At 47.8% G+C, this 16,721-nt stretch carries 16 protein-coding genes; 10 read left to right on the forward strand and 6 right to left on the reverse strand.

The window, feature by feature from the left end:
• Nucleotides 1-28: 28 nt before the first annotated feature.
• On the forward strand, nt 29-676 hold the full coding sequence (locus ACZ5ZV_RS16350; protein ID WP_464118236.1) for a TetR/AcrR family transcriptional regulator: 648 nt from the start codon (nt 29-31) through the stop codon (nt 674-676).
• Between the two features lie 67 nt (nt 677-743).
• Here the strand turns inward: ACZ5ZV_RS16350 and ACZ5ZV_RS16355 are convergent, their stop codons facing one another.
• Entirely contained in the window at nt 744-1,604 is an 861-nt protein-coding gene (locus ACZ5ZV_RS16355; RefSeq protein WP_464118237.1) for a hypothetical protein, read from the reverse strand.
• Between the two features lie 487 nt (nt 1,605-2,091).
• Between ACZ5ZV_RS16355 and ACZ5ZV_RS16360 the strand changes: the two genes are divergently transcribed.
• On the forward strand, nt 2,092-2,736 hold the full coding sequence (locus tag ACZ5ZV_RS16360) for a M15 family metallopeptidase (protein WP_464118238.1): 645 nt from the start codon (nt 2,092-2,094) through the stop codon (nt 2,734-2,736).
• Nucleotides 2,737-2,748: 12 nt separating this feature from the next.
• Here the strand turns inward: ACZ5ZV_RS16360 and ACZ5ZV_RS16365 are convergent, their stop codons facing one another.
• Together ACZ5ZV_RS16365 and ACZ5ZV_RS16370 are read right to left on the reverse strand one after the other, a co-directional pair.
• Complete coding sequence (locus ACZ5ZV_RS16365) at nt 2,749-3,858, reverse strand: hypothetical protein (protein ID WP_464118239.1); 1,110 nt, start codon at nt 3,856-3,858, stop codon at nt 2,749-2,751.
• Between the two features lie 71 nt (nt 3,859-3,929).
• A complete protein-coding gene (locus ACZ5ZV_RS16370; RefSeq protein ID WP_464118240.1) occupies nt 3,930-4,988 on the reverse strand; it encodes a sigma-54 interaction domain-containing protein in 1,059 nt (352 codons plus the stop codon).
• A 187-nt stretch (nt 4,989-5,175) separates the two neighbouring features.
• Between ACZ5ZV_RS16370 and ACZ5ZV_RS16375 the strand changes: the two genes are divergently transcribed.
• Nucleotides 5,176-6,060, forward strand: coding sequence for a tyrosine-type recombinase/integrase (locus ACZ5ZV_RS16375; RefSeq protein ID WP_464118241.1), 885 nt, complete (start codon nt 5,176-5,178; stop codon nt 6,058-6,060).
• A gap of 2 nt (nt 6,061-6,062) precedes the next feature.
• Here ACZ5ZV_RS16375 and recO read toward each other — a convergent pair whose 3' ends face one another.
• A complete protein-coding gene (recO, locus tag ACZ5ZV_RS16380) occupies nt 6,063-6,662 on the reverse strand; it encodes a DNA repair protein RecO (RefSeq protein ID WP_464118242.1) in 600 nt (199 codons plus the stop codon).
• Nucleotides 6,659-7,645: a hypothetical protein gene (locus ACZ5ZV_RS16385; protein WP_464118243.1), complete on the reverse strand. Its 987-nt coding sequence runs from the start codon at nt 7,643-7,645 to the stop codon at nt 6,659-6,661. Before ACZ5ZV_RS16385 ends, recO begins: the two co-directional genes overlap by 4 nt.
• A 124-nt stretch (nt 7,646-7,769) precedes the next feature.
• Between ACZ5ZV_RS16385 and ACZ5ZV_RS16390 the strand changes: the two genes are divergently transcribed.
• The 3 genes from ACZ5ZV_RS16390 to ACZ5ZV_RS16400 all read left to right on the forward strand — a co-directional run bounded on the left by ACZ5ZV_RS16390 (nt 7,770) and on the right by ACZ5ZV_RS16400 (nt 10,074).
• The gene (locus tag ACZ5ZV_RS16390) at nt 7,770-8,387 is read left to right on the forward strand and encodes a porin family protein (protein ID WP_464118245.1); all 618 of its coding nucleotides are present in this window, start codon (nt 7,770-7,772) and stop codon (nt 8,385-8,387) included.
• A 49-nt stretch (nt 8,388-8,436) separates the two neighbouring features.
• A complete protein-coding gene (locus ACZ5ZV_RS16395) occupies nt 8,437-9,543 on the forward strand; it encodes a fatty acid desaturase (RefSeq protein WP_464118246.1) in 1,107 nt (368 codons plus the stop codon).
• A gap of 63 nt (nt 9,544-9,606) precedes the next feature.
• A complete protein-coding gene (locus ACZ5ZV_RS16400; protein ID WP_464118247.1) occupies nt 9,607-10,074 on the forward strand; it encodes a hypothetical protein in 468 nt (155 codons plus the stop codon).
• 66 nt (nt 10,075-10,140) lie between these two features.
• Here ACZ5ZV_RS16400 and ACZ5ZV_RS16405 read toward each other — a convergent pair whose 3' ends face one another.
• Complete coding sequence (locus ACZ5ZV_RS16405) at nt 10,141-11,676, reverse strand: YiiX/YebB-like N1pC/P60 family cysteine hydrolase (RefSeq protein ID WP_464118248.1); 1,536 nt, start codon at nt 11,674-11,676, stop codon at nt 10,141-10,143.
• A 177-nt stretch (nt 11,677-11,853) separates the two neighbouring features.
• Here ACZ5ZV_RS16405 and ACZ5ZV_RS16410 point away from each other — a divergent pair, with 177 nt between their 5' ends.
• The 4 genes from ACZ5ZV_RS16410 to ACZ5ZV_RS16425 all read left to right on the forward strand — a co-directional run bounded on the left by ACZ5ZV_RS16410 (nt 11,854) and on the right by ACZ5ZV_RS16425 (nt 16,696).
• Nucleotides 11,854-13,320 (forward strand): class I SAM-dependent methyltransferase, encoded by a 1,467-nt coding sequence (locus ACZ5ZV_RS16410; protein ID WP_464118249.1) that lies wholly within the window; start codon nt 11,854-11,856, stop codon nt 13,318-13,320.
• Nucleotides 13,321-13,338: 18 nt separating this feature from the next.
• Nucleotides 13,339-14,784, forward strand: a complete 1,446-nt coding sequence (locus tag ACZ5ZV_RS16415; RefSeq protein WP_464118250.1) for an adenylate/guanylate cyclase domain-containing protein — start codon at nt 13,339-13,341, stop codon at nt 14,782-14,784.
• Between the two features lie 170 nt (nt 14,785-14,954).
• A complete protein-coding gene (locus ACZ5ZV_RS16420; protein ID WP_464118251.1) occupies nt 14,955-16,292 on the forward strand; it encodes a transglycosylase SLT domain-containing protein in 1,338 nt (445 codons plus the stop codon).
• Entirely contained in the window at nt 16,280-16,696 is a 417-nt protein-coding gene (locus tag ACZ5ZV_RS16425; protein WP_464118253.1) for a hypothetical protein, read from the forward strand. Before ACZ5ZV_RS16420 ends, ACZ5ZV_RS16425 begins: the two co-directional genes overlap by 13 nt.
• Nucleotides 16,697-16,721: the final 25 nt, after the last annotated feature.

The raw sequence follows: 16,721 nt of genomic DNA on the forward strand, positions 1-16,721 counted from the left end.
TGATTTTAGGTATTTAGGGGGCTATTCCATGTCTGAAACATCTCAACTTAAGACCACGCCCGACGAAGGTGCTGAGGGTCAGAATGGTAAAAAGCGCGATCGATCTGCTTCCGAAGAGCGTCTTATTGCCGCTGGAATCGAGATCTTTTCCAAGCACGGTTATAACGGCGCAACCACTAAAATGATCGCTAAAAAAGCCGACGTGAATGAGTCACTGATCGGTCGCTATTTTGACGGTAAAGAGGGCCTGCTGCTGTCTATTATTGAAAGGTTCATTGAGGATCGGCGCACCGAAGAGCTACCTTACCCTGCTCAGGAGACCTTGGCGGCAGAGCTTGAGCAGTACATCACATTCAAATTGAGCACCAAAGACGATCGAGACTGCCTTGGTAGAATCATTATTGTGCAGTGTCTGACTGACAATAAGTTCCGCAAGAAGGCCCTGGAAAGAATTCCGATGTTCACAGATCCAAATCTTCTGAAACGTCTGGAGATCCTGCAAAACGATGGCAAAATTCCTGAGTCAGTCACCCTCACCGACATCTGCCAGGATCTGGAAGCCTATATTCATGGCGTCTTCCTCTTCGACATACTTCTGGCAGAGGTTCCGGAAAAAGAAGTTCTTAGCCGGGCCCTTCGCTTTGTAGGCCGCTATACCCAGGGCTGTTGCCGATAAATCCATCAAACGCACAATAAAAAAAGCCCACTTTTAACAAGTGGGCTTTTTCGTTTTTATTGCTTTATTACTCTGGAATCGGCAGATCCGTGATCACACCACCGTCATCGGCCACTGGAGGTGGCGGAGTCTTCGGCGGTTTGGTGCTGCCGGTTCCTGTGCCCGTAGAGCCTGAGCCTGATTTCTCCTGCTCTTCTTTACGTTTGCGCTCTTCTTCTTCCTTGCGCTTGCGCTCCTCTTCCTGGCGTTTCTTTTCATCTTGTTTGCGCTGCTCATCCTGCTTACGCTGCTCATCCTGACGGCGTTGTTCTTCCTGCTTGCGCTGCTGTTCCTGCTGCTTGCGAGCCTCTTCCTGTCGACGCTTGTCTTCCTGAGTCTGAGAAGAACCTGAAGAAGTTCCGGATGAAGAACCCGGCTTCGGCAATTCTGGCTGAACAACTACGTCTTCACGACGGCGACGCTCTTCTTCCTGGCGGCGTTTCTCTTCTTGCTTGCGAGCTTCTTCCTGACGGCGCTTTGCCTCTTGTTTGCGCTGCTCTTCCTGCTGACGGCGCATTTCTTCCTGACGACGTCTTTCTTCAGCGGCTTTTCTTTCCGCCTCGATACGACGTTTTTCAGCTTCGATGCGGGCGCGTTCTGCTGGGTCATGTTGGGCACGGCAAACGCGAACGGCACGCTGAGCATCTCCGTTGGAGCGACGGAACTCATCGACGATACATGTGTTCAGTCTTTCGTTTTGCGTTTGGCACAGCTCTACCGCATGATTGAAATGCTGCCCCCCCCGCAGGAATAGGTTTGAGATACACATACCAAAGCCAGGGGAATTCGCATACTGACAATAGTAAGTAGCTGTCTCAGCATAAGCAACCTGTATAGAATCAACTTTCTTATCATATTTCGCCCAATCCAGCTGCAACAGAACATCCACTGCACACTGTTGGAATTCCCTATCAAACCTACCTAAATCTTCCTCAGTATCTCCACGTATGCCGCAGATTTTTTCTGCTGTAGACGGAAAAATGGCTAACCTTGAGAAAATATCTTCCGCGCAAGAAATTCTACTATAGTGGACAGCTCTAGAAGGAGCAGGTACTGATGCCTCTTTTTTCTTACCTAAGCCAAATAGGCCAGCGTGAGAAACACTTGAAAAAGCCATAATTACGGACATTGCAAGTACATATCGTTTCATAGAAACCTCAACATTCACGAGGGGAAATGCAATGCCTGCGCCAAAGCGCTCTCAAATTAAGACGATTTGATATAAATTCCATGGATAGGCTTTAGACAAAGATGCCATTTTACGCCGCCTCAAATATCGGTGCATATCCTCTGAACTCAAGGCCTTCCTGACGCCGCTACACTGTCTCAATTTGAGACTTTAAAGCCTAGCAGATGAGGCGGGAGGCAAAAATCAGATGAAACCCCAAGGCTTCTGGGATAGCCTTTCCGGCATGAACTCATTCTATACGCGCACCCAGTGGATTGAAGAAAACTTTCAGGAAATTACTCCCTCATCCGAGGTGGTTTTAGATTTGAAGTATTCAACAGCAGATAATTTCATGAACCAGGATGTCTATGCCGGTTTTCACCGCTGTTTTATGGCGCCTTTGGCGGCCGAGATGTTCTTGAAAGCTTGCGAAGTCCTGCGCAAAGAGCAACCCCACTTGCAGTTCCGCATCTGGGATGCCCTTCGTCCGCGCAGCATCCAAGCCCAGTTCTTCGACTTCTTGGCGGGAACACCTTTTCAGAGTTATGTCGCAAATCCCTTCCCGGGCTCGCTACACAACTTTGGGATGGCTGTCGACCTCACCTTGCAAACGAAGGAAGGTGAGCTTCTGGATATGGGAACTTACTTTGATGATTTTCGGGATATTGCGCAGCCAAAGTTAGAAAATCATTTCTTGAAAACCGGAGAATTAACGCAGGCTCAGCTAGAAAATAGACTGTTACTAAGAAGGCTTCTAGAGAATCAGGGATTCAAAGTGCTGGAGCACGAATGGTGGCATTTCAATGCCTTGCCCAAGGATCAAGTGTACGGCAAACACCCGGTTTTAGAATAAAATTCGCTTCTTTTATTCAACCTCATCATATGGATTGGGGCCAGGGCGCGATAGCGGCTTAGGAGTACTTGTTTTACCTGCTGGAATCGATAGATCCAAACCTAGTGACTTCGCTCTTTTGTCAAAATATTCACTTTCGTCAATATCGGTCATCTCAGAACGCCTGTTGATTAGAGCTATATCGATTTCTTTATCAAAGTATTTATAACTTTCTTGAGGAAGTTCTTCTATTGCTGATCTCGCTTCATCATCCGATTCCATAACAGTAGAAATGCCATTACTACTACGAGTAAAGTAACTCGGAAGCCCACCTACACTATTGCGATATCTCTTCACTAAAACTTCATATCCATCCAAGACTTCTTTAATAAAGCCATCCCTGACAAAATTCAAAATTCTGTCGTAATTCAGATCACATTCATGAATCAGACAATGAGATTCCAAAACAGCAAAAACAGATTCGTTTTTTGCTCGCAGAGCGGCAGCGACTGCAGCTCCGAGTACGTCAGATTTGGAGAGGTGTGCAGCATTTAAGTAGGAATCCAGAATTACGAGTGCATCTTCATTATTTTGCCTCATTCGCTCTGAGAAGAAGTGATCGAAGAAGTTTCGATTTTGACCACAAACAGAATATAGTGGAGAAATCCACCGCCTCTTTAAATATTCAGCAAACTCCAAAGGAGTGCCTTTCATACATTCAACATAGGCGAGGTTCAGTTCACGAGACTTTGCATCGATATAGGCCAATCTAAACTTTTTATCCTTAATGCGGACTCTTCGCAATCCATCGACCGCATAGAACGAAGGTCGAAAAGTAGAGGCACCTGCGGCCACCAATTTCTCAAAAAACTCGAGGCGTTCGTACTGAACACACAGTTCCACTAAGGACTGCCCAGAAAAAGTTAGCGTGTTAAGGTCATCAAAACTTGCCTTCTTCAACCCCTCTTCAAAGAGCTTAGTGTCATTGGTTCGAATACCAACAAGAAGCTTATCGAAAGCAGTGACGGAATCCTTAATTGGATTTGAAAGATTGGAAACAGACTCTTTGCCTTTCGGATCTTTCGCAAAAGAACACCCTCCAAGGATCGCCCCCAAACAAAGCAAAATTACTAATGACCGCATAGCAACTCTCCGGACAAAAAAAAGCCCGGAGTGGAAAGAGAGAGAAACCACTCCGGGCAGCTAGTAAGAAATTACTTCATCGGCTTCGTGTGAACCGCGAATTTTTCGAATTCGCCGTACTCATGAAGTTTGTTATAAAGCGTCTTGATCGTGATCCCCAAGTTGTTGGCAGCCTGAGTTTTGTTGCCACCGAAGTGAGCCAACGCTTTCAGGATGTAACGCTTTTCAAGCTCATGCAAAGTCATCGCCGGATCGTAAGCGATCACGTCTTTTTCAGCCTCGCCGTTACGGATATTCTCTGGAATATCATTCAGCATGATCATGTGACCGTCAGACAAGATCTGAAGTCTTTCACACACATTCTGAAGTTCACGGATGTTACCTGGCCACTCATAGCGAACCAAAGCTTTCATCGCCTCTTCATTCACAGTACGACCGCGGTTCAAGTACGCGTGCTGGGAGTTGTTCAGGAAGTGATTCACCAAAGCAGGGATGTCTTCCTTACGACGACGCAGAGGCGGAGCGCTCACCACGATCGTGTTAATACGATAGAACAAGTCCTCACGGAAGTTGCCACGAGTCACTTCCTGATCCAACTCACGGTTGGTCGCACAGATCAAACGGATGTCGACTTTGATCGGGTCTTTACCACCCACGCGGAAAACTTCACCTTCTTGAATGAAGCGAAGAAGCTTCGACTGGATAGCCGGGTCCAACTCACCGATTTCATCCAGGAACAGAGTCCCGCCGTTAGCCGCTTCTGCCAAACCGATCTTGCGGTTGTAAGCGCCAGTGAAGGAACCTTTTTCGTGACCGAACAATTCGGATTCAAGCAATGTTTCACGAAGAGCACCGCAGTTGATGGCAACAAACGGCTTGTTCTTGCGGCCGGAGCGGTCGTGAATCGCGCGAGCGATCAACTCTTTACCAGTTCCGGATTCACCCAACACAAGGATGTTGGCCTGGGAGGGAGCTACACGGTCGATCATCTTCATCAAGCTGCCCATCACTTCGGACTGATAGACGATGGTCTTGTTTTCAACCACTTTGGAAGTTTGATTTGTGTTCCACATAACTTGGTTTGCATTCTGAGAAGAGGGCAAAACAGTCGTTGAGTTGTTTTCGTTCATAGCTCCACCTTTCGGTTTACGTACTTTTTTAAACTTGGGTGGGCGTCTCATTTTGAATATCTCAACTTGATACGCCGCGACAACGCATTGAGTTATAACTTTGGTCGTGTAGTATTTGCAATAAAAATAATGCATGACGTTAACTTTTTTTTAGGGTGTGAGCCCTAATATAGGGACCTTCAGGGCTATGGCGAAGGCATTTAGGCTTTCTGAAAATATAGATAAATACCTGAAATACATGACTTTTATTAAGTCTGCCTCCCCCCTGACGATCAAGCACTACAGCCTGGATCTGAAGCAGGCCTTTAATTATGAAGATCCCTCAGTTAAGGCTCAATCTATTTCGGAGTCCGAATTACTATCCACTGCTCGGGCGGCTTTCAACCAGTGGGCGCACCTGTCCCTGGCCTCTCGCAATCGTAAAGCCGCCACTCTGAAGAGCTTCTTTTCCTGGGCCTTTGAAGAAAGCCTGACCGAGAAAGATCTGTCCGTGCAGATCACCTGCCCTAAAGTCCCGAAGAAGCTGCCGCACTTTGTGAGTGTGGATGAAGCCCTGGCTGTTTTGAAAAGCTTTGATGCTGACGACAAAGTCCCTCTGCGAGAAAAGGTTCTGTTCCTGCTGTTGTATGGTGGCGGCTTGCGTGTCAGTGAGGCCTGCAACCTGAAATGGAACGAAGTGCACCTTTCGCAGAAGATTTTGCGAGTCACCGGAAAAGGTTCCAAGGAGCGAGTGGTGGCTCTCCCCGCTCTGACGGTGGGAGTTTTGCTGAAGTGGAAAAAAGAAAGTTCCTTTAACGAGTACGTCCTGGGTGAAAAGCCCCTGAATTCCAGAACCGCCTATGAGATGGTTCGTCAAAGTGGCGTGCGCGCCGGACTTCTCAAGCCCCTGCATCCCCATGCTCTTCGCCACAGCTTTGCCACTCATCTGCTAAGCAGCGGAGCCAACTTAAGAACCCTGCAAGAGCTGCTGGGCCACGAAAGCCTGCAAGCCACCGAGAAATACACTCACTTGGGAATTGATCAACTGGCCCGCACGATGGAAAACCTGCATCCATTGGGTAAAGGCAAATAAACTTAAAGCATGGCGTGTTCGATGTAGTGTCGAACCATTAGCTCCACATTATGGAGTTCCTCATCCACAATCTGACGATAGGACACGAGTTGATTGGAGTCCGCCAGATTGGTCTTCAGGAATGGCGCCATCCACGGCTCTGCATCCACCACCCCCTGCTGCAACAGGAATTTCAAATAGAAATGCATCTTCACCACCAGAGGGTCCTGAGCCGTTTCCAGAGCCCGCAACGTGTGGCCCAGAAGATTGAACAGGAATTCGGAGTTTTTATCGCCCTCCTGGCTGACCTTGCTGACACACTCCAGGATATGCAGTGCCAGTTCCAGACGATCATAGTCCGTTCGCAATCCAACAAAATCATTCACCAAAGTGGCTTCTTGCAGCACATGCATTTTGCCTTCTTCGGAAGCCTGCTTGTAAGTAAAACTGACAAAGTGAGTGGGCTCCAGAACACCGCCGCCAAAGCGCTTTTTGCTTTTTAAGGCGCCACGAGCGATAAAAGAAAGCTTTTCCCCCTGCACGGAAATCGCATGCAAAATCAAATCGGATTCACCGTATTTCACTTTTTTCAGGATGATAAAACGATTTTGCGCCTGGGTCACACAGTCCAACTTTGCTGGGATTTGATATCTTCATACGAAGATATCACGATCTTGGCAAAGTCTTTTGTATTCAAAAGATCGGGGCCGATAATCAGCATCCCTCGCAGCGTTTCCAGACTGGGAGCAGGCTCCCACCAGTGATGGAACATCTTGACCACCGACCAGTGACACATGTTGGTGGTTGCCAACTGCCGCCACCCCTCTTTTAAATCCATTCCAAGCTGCTGAAAAATCCTCTGCGCCAGAGCTTCCGCACTGACATCCTTAAAGACCATCACGGCCCGGTCTGAAAGACGGGACTGCCCGGCTTTAAAGTAGGGTTCCGCCACAACTGAAAGATCCTTTTCTATCTGCTCCATCAGAAGCGTGTTCTGCATTCGTCCCGCTTTGGACTTTTCCAGGATAGAAACAAAATCCACCCCACCCCAGCTCATATTGTGCGCCATCATCGAAGGCGAGCGGAATCTTTCTCCCACCAGGGCCACGGCGGCGTGAGGCTCAAATGAACACAGACGAACTGAGTACGGTCGAATTTCTAATGGCGTGTAAAAATGCTGGGCATGCGAAACACGGAAGGAAAAAATTCTTTTCTCATTCAAAAGGCGATCCAGCTCATCTGCAAAAGGATAGAGTTCTCCTGTGACCGGATGGTCTTCGCTGAAAAGGACGAAGCAAGTGTCCTTCTTCAGGCTTTCCACCCACTCTTTCACATCAGTGATTTGCGTATGAGACCGTGTATGAACCTCGTAAGTTTCTTTGTAATAGTAACCCAGCAGCCCTTCAAAAGCCGAGGTCTGCCCCAGAATCACACCAATCGCCTTTTTGTGAGACATAAACTGCGCCGTACTTTGAGAGATCTCGTAGACAGCCTGAAACAGGCCATTATAAACACGGGCCCGAACTCGCGGCGCCAGCCCCAAATAGGATTTAACTTGATCGTTCAACTCTTCCCAGGCTTCAGGGCGCACAACATCGATGAGCATACTGTGTATCAAGATATCAGATTGCCTTATAAAAGTGAGTGCGACGAAGGTCTTATTTTAAGACGGTATTTTGAGAATGCGAACCGGGGACATTACAATGAAGTCGTTTGTCAGGAGTTCGTTTATGCGTATGCCATTGTATCTTGTTTTCGTTCTTCTCATTGTTTCACCAACAGCTTATGCCCGGGATCTTTTTGAAGCCCGTGTTTCATACGGTATGCTTAACGCCAATCCCAATATGGATTCCCTCTGCACCAGCTGCGCCACCTCTGCCCCCAGCGTCACCCCTGCTTATGGTTTGGGAGCAGACGGCATCTTGACTCTGCCGCTGCCTTTCGTTCCGGGCCTTGGCTTGCGCTACGAAAATATGGAACTTTCCACGACCAAATCAGGACAGGATCATAAAGCCAATTTCAGTCGAACAGCTTTGCTACTTAATTGGAGGCCCATTGATAATTTGATTTTTGCGGGTCCTGTTTTGACTTACGGTCTTTCCCATTCGACGGATTATAAAGTCACGGAATTTGGCGTACAGAAAGCCAGCTTTTCTGCAGGTTCCGCCAAGTCTTATTCCGTCGGTTTAGAGGCAGGAGTTAAACTCATTGGCTTTTCTGTTGGAGCTGAACTGGGCTATCAGGATTTCCGCTGGGATGACGCGACAGATTCTACTGGTAACGCACCCAAACAAGACATCAATATGAGTGGGACTTACGGTAAATTTATCCTTGGCTTTTCTATTTAATTATTGAAATCTTGGCACCTCTGTTACACTAAGAAATAAGAGGTGCCCTATGACTAAAAAACAAATTGAATGGCCAGTGGCCCTATTCTTGGTGCTAAACCCACTGATCACGCTGATCCTGGCCCCGGTTTATTTCTATTTCTACGGATTTCAATGGGACATCCTGCTTTTTGCTTTGATTTTTGCTGCTGCAACAAACCTGGCAATCACGGCTGGATATCACCGCCTGTTTTCCCATAAAAGCTATGACGCTCACCCATTTGTTAAAGCCATGTTCCTGCTGGTGGGAGCTTCAGCCTTCCAGGGTTCTGCTTTGAAATGGTCTTCAGATCACCGCCGTCACCACACCCACATCGACAGCGAGAAAGATCCTTATAGCATCGAAAAAGGTTTCTGGTACGCACACATGGGCTGGATGTTCTATAAAGAATCCGTCGACCAGAAGATTCACGCTCCGGATCTTGAAAAAGACTGGATGGTTAAATTCCAAAATGACTACTACGTTCCCGTAGCGATCATCACGGGCTTCTTGGCTCCGACCCTGATTGGCTGGATGATGGGCTCATGGCTGGGCGGCTTGGTAATCGGTGGCGGTCTTCGCATTGCCCTGACTCAACAGAGCACCTTCTTCATCAATTCCCTGTGCCACACTTTGGGCAAACAAACTTACTCCAAAGAAATCTCAGCACGTGATTCCTGGTTTGTTGCATTGCTGACCCACGGTGAAGGCTATCATAACTTCCACCACAAGTTCCAAATCGACTATCGCAACGGAATCAAATGGTACCACTGGGATCCGACAAAATGGGTGATCCGCAGCTTGAGCCTGATGGGACTTGCGACCAAACTTCGCCAGATTTCCAACGTCGAAATTCTTAAAGCCCTCTTGCAAGCAGAGGCGGCAGAACTGACCAAACATGGTTTTGCTGAAGAAAAGCTGGCGCAGATGAAAGAAAAGATCCTGGAAGCGCAGAACAGAATGAAAAAACTGCGTGAAGACTACGAGCAATTCAAACTGGATGCCGCCCGTAAACGCGAAGAGCTTAAAGAAGCCTACGACTATAAACTGGTCGAACTTCGCCGGGACATGGAAATCGCCAAGTTGGAATTCCAGATGGGAATGAAACAATGGAGAGTCTACGTCAGATCCGTCTAAGACTTGACTCAAACACAAACCCACAACTTAAATAGTTGTGGGTTTTTTGTTTTTGGAGGTTCTATGAAATTCATTCTGACTCTGTTTTTCAGTCTGTCTTTGTCGGCTCCGGCAGTCACACAAGCGGGTGAATTTGCCACTCAATTCAAAGCCAAATATCTGCCGAAGAAACTGGCCGCCGTTGAACCGGGCAAAACCTCCAAAAAAGAGATTCTGAAGTCTTTCGGAAAGCCTCTAAAAGTAGAAAACAACGGAAGTCTGCTGTTCTTTAAAACGGGTCACATCCCCTACGACACGACTGTGGAAATTAAGAACGATCGAGTGCAGTCGTTCTATTTCCGTCTTCCGGAAGGGAAAGTGTCATTGAAAGACATCCAAGCCCAATTGCCTGAATCTATCATCAAAGAAGAATCCGAAGCAGGACACGGTGAAGGCACTGAAACACAGATTGAACACGACGGCGTCCGCCTGGTGATCAAGAACACCAAAGCCTCCCCCATTAAGTCTTTCTATCAAAGCGTTTCACCTTGATCCTCCCAAAATGAAAAAGCCGCAAACACTTTGTGCCTGCGGCTTTAAATTGACCAAAAATCTTAACTATTCACACTTTTTGGATTTGTTATAGAAGAACCAATGGAATTTTGAACGATCGGCACTAGGGGCACCATCCACCGTGCGGTTCTGATCCAGATACTCGCGATGCACTTTACAGTCCTGGACACGATAAGCCTCATTCATCGCCAGCATGTCCTGGAAGGATGGCAGATAGCCTTTCTTTTTATAGAATTCAGCTTCTTGCTTATAGATATTCTCTTCCAGCACCTTCGCAACTGCTTCGAACTGCACATTGGTTTTGATGCTGTCTACAGGCATATACTTCGGCAATGTGTCCTTTGCCACTCCAAACTGGCGAACCATCTTGGCGAAGTAAGCCTTTACACTGTGCTGAGGAGCCCAGTGGAATGTGTAGTCCTTCTCAATCATCCAGCCATACAAACTTTGCAAAACCGCATCCTGCATGCGCACCTGACGAAGCAATGGCATAAAGCGGTATTCAGCAACGAAATCAAAGCGTGGATCCACTTCGATGTCATAAGGCGCAAACAAAGAAGTCTTCGTCACACCCAAGCTACGTGGATAGTCCGTGTTCTTAAACTTGGAAACCGTGCTGCGGAACTTAGGGACAATAAACTGCCCCGCTGATGCCTTGTCATAGGCCATACGAACAACTTCAGAACAGAAGATCGAAGAATAGTCGTCATCGTTCATGGCGAAGTCATAGTGAATGCCATTTTTCTTGTCCAAAGCGGCTTTGGCGTGATCGTACATAAAACGAGCCGCCTTTTTCGCCATCGCCTGATCTGGAGAACGGAACAAGGCCACACGGGAATCTTCAGCCTGACGCCATTTTTCCAACGGTGTGACAATCACTCCGTACTGAATCAGTGATTCCACGACATATTTCTTCCCAGCCTTATCTTCACCCACCAGAGCCAAATGAGAGAAGTTGCCTTCTTCATCCGCAATACGAGCAATCATGGCAGACACATAGGACTTACCACGAATCAGCATCACGTCGCCGGACTTCAATTCAAAGCCAGCGTACTTTGGATTGGTCCAGGTGCTGGGTTTTTCATTGATCATGATCGGGGTCTTTTTAAACGTGTAAACTTTGTTCGTGTACAACCAATCCAAAAGATATTCTTCCGAGAAGCGCGCATACTGGAAGCCTTCACGGATCTCAGTAATACATTCCTTACTCAATTCATTGCGGGCATCAAAGGCCTGCAACTTTTCATGCAAAGACACACGGATCTGGAAGATGGTGTCCAATACCTCCGGGCCGAATTTCTTTAGATTTTCCTGTTCCGCAGAAGTTTTGGGAATGAAATGATCAGCCGGCAGATAGTACAGATAGTCTGTGACTTTATTAACAAAGCTGGCACAGGTTTGTGGGTTGAAAATCTGCGGATTGTTAATATCCGACAACACCTTTTGACTTCCTGTGATCAATTCATTCGTGCTGGCGGGATTGCGATAAGACTTAAATTCCGCAGACTTATTCGGCGTGCTGGAACAAGCCGTGAATAATCCAGTTGCCGTCGCAGCAGCCAACAAAACGAGCTTCTTCATAATGTATTCTCCTAAATGTGACCTTTTATTTTTCGGCATCCAGTGGACTACACATTACTGGACCTTTGAACAGGAAGTGTGCCCCCCGACCATTGGCCCCCTGTATTTTCTCGCCCGTCTTTACGATAAGAGGCTGTCAAAAATTACGACAAGATTTACCAACTTTGAGGAGACAGCATGAGTGCCCAAGGCGCAATGAAACAGGAATTCTTCCAGATCGACGAAAACACCCGCAAGAAAGTCATCCGTCAGGATAGAAATGACGTCGAACCGGGAACTTGCTTCCTTTCGATCCCAGGTCGTCAACTGGAAGTCTTAAACATCAGCTCTTTTGGTTGTGCGGTTTTGGTTCCGGGCGCGGACTATCAGGATTTTCAGCAATGGTACAATCAGCATTCTCACATGGAAGCGGATGTCTTCTTTAAAAATATTCAAACACAGCATGTGGCTTTGCGTTGGGCTCGTTCCGAAAATCACAGTAAATCCGTAACCGGCGAAATGATCGTGGGCTTTGAGGTTCTGGGTGAACCCCTGAAGGTGGAACGCATCAAAGCACTGGAAGCCTCTGCCGAAGTCATTGCGTCGCAAACAGAGTATGCCACCAATCTGGCGCAACTTCCTGCAGAGTTTAAAACCTTTGTATATGAAATGAAAGACTGGCTGGAAAAGCTGAAAAGCCGTATCGACAAGCTGGAAGCAGAATCTCCAGTGGACAACTGGAAGGAAGCTCAGGACTATCGCATGACAATTGCTGATGCGGTTTCCGACTATTTGGGCCATGTGCTGCCAATGAAGTATTCCCAAATCCCGGCTTTCGTTCAAAACTTCACGCCGGATCAATTGAAATGGGCCACCCAGTTTGCCCGTGAACAAATCGGTCATCTGGTTTATGGCGCTCCCTTTGCCAACCGCGCTTATTACAAGCCTCGCGGCTATGCCGGTGACTACGAAATGATGAATCACCTTTATCGCGATGAATTGGTCGGGAAAACTTTGTTTGACCAGTGTATGCACAAATACTTTATCGACGAACCCGCAGGGGCGGCAGTGAAAAACCGTGGTCAGTATTTGTTTGAAAAGATCACTCAGTTGTTCGACAAGACCTCCCCGACATCGCCTTTGAAGGTTCTGTCTGTGGCTAGCGGTCCTGCGATGGAACAGCAAATCTTCCTGCAGAATTCACCAGCACATTACGGCCGCCCGGTTGAATTCACTTGCCTGGATCAGGACGAAGAGTCTTTGAAACACGCACAAAGACAACTGCACTCAGTTGAGCGCTTTGTGAAGTCCGGATTCAAGTTCAAGTTCAACAACATGGCTATTCGCAATGTGATCGCCGCAGGATTGCCGGAAACGGACTACGACATGATCTACTCTGCTGGCCTGTTTGACTACTTTACAGAACCCGTCGCTCAAATGGCAGCGCAGAAGATGCTGGCCTCTGTAAAACCCGGTGGCCATGTCATTATCGGAAACTTCAGCAAAGACAACCCATGTGTACCATTCATGGAGCTGGTTTTGGACTGGCATCTGATCTATCGCTCTGAAGAGGACCTTCTGCGCATGTTCAAGGGCATGGGATCAAAAGTTTGGGTTGAGAAAGAGCCTCTGGGCGTGAACCTTTTTGTAGTGATTCAAAAGTAGGGATTCAAGGCCACTTTTATGCTGGGGAATGAAATTACCACCTCGCAACTTCGTGAGTTCGAGGTGATTGAAGAAATCAGATCTGTTCTAAAGGTTGTCGCCAATTGGATGGCAGTGCCTTTGTTTATGGCCTTCTGGGTCGCGGATCTGATTTATGTACCCCAGTTTAAATGGCACTTTCTGGCTTTGCGCCTGACCATCATTCCTTTGTGTTTCCTGGCGAACAGAGAACTGAAGAAAGAACGCACGGCCATCCGAACCCAATTTGTCGCTGCGTTGTATGCGACCTTGGTGGCTTTGCCTATTAATATCATGATCTACATGATCCCGGATGTCGGTACCGGCTACTATGCCGGTCTGAATCTGGTCGCACTTGGCGGCCTTTCATTCATTCCGTTTTCCACGGCCTTTTTTGTGGCAACGGCCGTGGGTATCTATCTACCTTACTTTGTCATTGCCGCCCTGAAGATTCAGAACCTGACGGATCTTTGGCCGGTGGTGCTGAACTCGTTCTTTATTGTCGGCTCTATCGTCATCTGCTTCCTGATTCGCTTCTTCCACGAAAAGCTTCGTATGCGCGAAATCAACAGCCGTCTGGCTTTGAAAGCCGAGATCGCCAATCGCGACAACCTGATTAAAAGTAAAACCGAAGAAGCTGTGCGCCTGAACACCCTGAGCACTCAATTCAGCCCGCAGGTGGTGCAAGCCATTCGCGACGGCCGCGTTGATATCGAAAAGGGCGTCCGCAGGTCTCAGATCTGCGCTATCTTCGTGGACATTGTCGGCTCCACAGAACGAGTCGTGCGACTGGACCAGGCTAAAGTGGACATGGTGCTTGCGCGCTTCATGGACACTGTTGTCAGCATCTTCCTGAAATACGATATCACTATCGACAAGTTCCAGGGCGACGGCATTCTGGCTTTCGCAAACGATCCCATCCGCTATGGAGACTTCATGCAAAGAACCTGTCTGGCGGCTTTGGAAGTGCGCCAAGCCTTGCGCCAGGACCGTGAGTTCTATCTTATGAACTGGAAGAAAGAGATGCAGATTCGAGTCGGGATTTCCGCCGGATATGCCAATGTCGGCTTCTATGGAAACAAAAAATTCTTCCGCTCTTACACCGCCATCGGGGCGCCTCTGCCGTTTGCCTCCCGCCTGACAAATCTGGCTGAGCCCGAACAGATTCTGATTGATTCTGATATTGCGCAATCACTGATGGCTGAAGGTTTCCAAGTCCGCAATATCGGCGCCCGCACCATCAAAGGGTTTGAAGACGACACTCACTATGTCTTTGAACTGATTCAGGCTCCGGAAGCTCGTAAAGAACATGCTAACTCAGGCTGCCCACACTGTCCGGATTCAGTTCTGTATCTGGATACAAATGCGCACGGACATTTCGTCATGAAGTGCCGCACCTGCAACTACGAGGCAGCCGAGGGCTCTCCCACCCTGCTTGCCAACTAAAAATCCCTCCCCAGACCACTGTTGAGGCATTTGACAGGGCTATGACTCTTTAGGCTTCTGACACCAACAGTCTCATACTGAGACGACGGGACCTGCTGTAAGTATCTGATAATTGTGGAATCCTTTTTGGCAAAGCTCTTGCTTTAAGAAGTACCTGAGGAGGTGCTTCTATGAAAGTGACCACATCCCCTTTGTACAAGATGCTATTCCTAAGCCTTACCCTCAGTATTGGCTGGAACAACCCTGTGGATTCTTCCACAGACCTAGCTTCCAAGGACAAACAAGGTCTGTCTGCACCTTTCACAATTACGGTGCCTCCCATTTCCAAACTTGTATCTGATAAAGACAAGGACAAGGCTGAGGAAGAACCCACAGAACCTACTCCTATTATTGAGCACGCGCTGGATAAGATCGAAAGTGCCAAGGGCTTCCAAGGTCTTTTTGGCTGGAATGATAACACGGCCAATCGCAACTGCTCCTCTTGCGAAGATGAAATTCGCAATATGCGCTACATGCAATGCAATAAGCAAAATGACTATCTTGAGTCTGAAATGGCGACTGCCGTTTTAAGCAAAGGCTTATTGGGCGACATTATCCGTGCTCCGATTAAAACAAATTCCATCATCAAGCCTGTCTGTATTCAGATGGGTATGAATATGAAGTTCGGCGCCAGCAGCAAGACCTTCCGTGAATGTTCTGCAAACGGCACTGCCCGCCAGGCTTTCCGCCCCTGTATTTCTGAAAACTATTTCAAGATGATCAATAACAGCTTTGAAGCCGTCAGTTCCTGTATGAAGGAATTCCTGGCCCCTGGCGCCGGTGAAGAAACCCAGAATCTGGATGTTCGCGCCGTTTACGCTTTGATCAATGTTGAGTCCGGGTTCCACGTCAACGCCCGCAGCGGGACCGGGGCTGGTGGTATCGGTCAATTCACCGCGTCCGCAATTCAGGATGTGAACGCCAATGAGTTGAATGCTGTCAGAATCTCTCTGGAAGGCAACAAGAACCCTCTTTGCTCTCGCCTGTCTCTGGAGCTGTTGGACACAATGTCTCCAATGCGCGCCTCCAGCAACTATTCCTGTGATCGCATGTCGTTGAAAAACGGCAATCCGATGAAGAACATGATCTACACGTACGCTTATCTGAAAGGTATCAAATCCGATATGGATATGATGATCTTCAATAACAAGAACTATAAAAATAAGTTCCGTCTGTCGGACTACGATTTGAACAAAGTCAAACGTGCTTTGATGGTTTGGTCCCATAACACCGGCCCTGCAGGAACGTGGACTCCAGCAAAGGCTTTGCTCAACACTTTCTATCGCGGCAAGACCGTGACAAATGCGGATCAATTCATCCAGCAAATGCAACAGTATATGCAGAAGTTCCCGGCCAGTGCGAACAAGTCATCCGCTCGTCGTAAAGAGACTTCGCATTATTTCCCATCTATCACTAAGACTTTAAATACAATCGAGCAATCTGTCGGAGGTGGCTCATGCGTAAACTAATTATGATCGTGACAATGATTCTAATGAGCAGTTCAGCGTGGGCTTTCCAGGATTTCGAAACCTATCAGGCCACTGACAAGCTGATTGAAAGAATGCAGGTTGAAACTAACATGCAAAGACGTCTGCGTATCATGGACGCTTACAAGAACTTCCTGTATCAGCGTTTGAATACAATTGAAATCCCCGACTTGACTGAAACTCCAGATAACGATCCTCGCCTGGAAGAGTATCGCAGTCTGACCGAGTTTGATAATTACGTGAATCTGATCCGTATGCGCCAAGTGGATGCCAAGACTTGCACCTCTACAAAAATGCATATCGAACGATCCACCAGCCGCGACGGTGGCGTGGTCCCTGAGGCCGTTGAAGCTCTGAAAATTCTTACAGCTCTTTGCAGCACATAACACAAAAGGCGGGTCCCCCCGCCTT

The sequence above is a fragment of the Bdellovibrio sp. HAGR004 genome (genome assembly GCF_055397015.1).

What these genes read in the sequence shown, in the direction of transcription:
- ACZ5ZV_RS16425 (WP_464118253.1), top strand. Translation starts at nt 16,280, where the DNA reads ATGCGTAAACTAATTATGATCGTGACAATGATTCTAATGAGCAGTTCA.
- ACZ5ZV_RS16360 (WP_464118238.1), top strand. Translation starts at nt 2,092, where the DNA reads ATGAAACCCCAAGGCTTCTGGGATAGCCTTTCCGGCATGAACTCATTC.
- ACZ5ZV_RS16385 (WP_464118243.1), bottom strand. Translation starts at nt 7,645, where the DNA reads ATGCTCATCGATGTTGTGCGCCCTGAAGCCTGGGAAGAGTTGAACGAT.
- ACZ5ZV_RS16375 (WP_464118241.1), top strand. Translation starts at nt 5,176, where the DNA reads ATGGCGAAGGCATTTAGGCTTTCTGAAAATATAGATAAATACCTGAAA.
- ACZ5ZV_RS16400 (WP_464118247.1), top strand. Translation starts at nt 9,607, where the DNA reads ATGAAATTCATTCTGACTCTGTTTTTCAGTCTGTCTTTGTCGGCTCCG.
- ACZ5ZV_RS16415 (WP_464118250.1), top strand. Translation starts at nt 13,339, where the DNA reads ATGCTGGGGAATGAAATTACCACCTCGCAACTTCGTGAGTTCGAGGTG.
- ACZ5ZV_RS16410 (WP_464118249.1), top strand. Translation starts at nt 11,854, where the DNA reads ATGAGTGCCCAAGGCGCAATGAAACAGGAATTCTTCCAGATCGACGAA.
- ACZ5ZV_RS16390 (WP_464118245.1), top strand. Translation starts at nt 7,770, where the DNA reads ATGCGTATGCCATTGTATCTTGTTTTCGTTCTTCTCATTGTTTCACCA.
- ACZ5ZV_RS16370 (WP_464118240.1), bottom strand. Translation starts at nt 4,988, where the DNA reads ATGAACGAAAACAACTCAACGACTGTTTTGCCCTCTTCTCAGAATGCA.
- ACZ5ZV_RS16365 (WP_464118239.1), bottom strand. Translation starts at nt 3,858, where the DNA reads ATGCGGTCATTAGTAATTTTGCTTTGTTTGGGGGCGATCCTTGGAGGG.
- ACZ5ZV_RS16350 (WP_464118236.1), top strand. Translation starts at nt 29, where the DNA reads ATGTCTGAAACATCTCAACTTAAGACCACGCCCGACGAAGGTGCTGAG.
- ACZ5ZV_RS16395 (WP_464118246.1), top strand. Translation starts at nt 8,437, where the DNA reads ATGACTAAAAAACAAATTGAATGGCCAGTGGCCCTATTCTTGGTGCTA.
- ACZ5ZV_RS16405 (WP_464118248.1), bottom strand. Translation starts at nt 11,676, where the DNA reads ATGAAGAAGCTCGTTTTGTTGGCTGCTGCGACGGCAACTGGATTATTC.
- ACZ5ZV_RS16420 (WP_464118251.1), top strand. Translation starts at nt 14,955, where the DNA reads ATGAAAGTGACCACATCCCCTTTGTACAAGATGCTATTCCTAAGCCTT.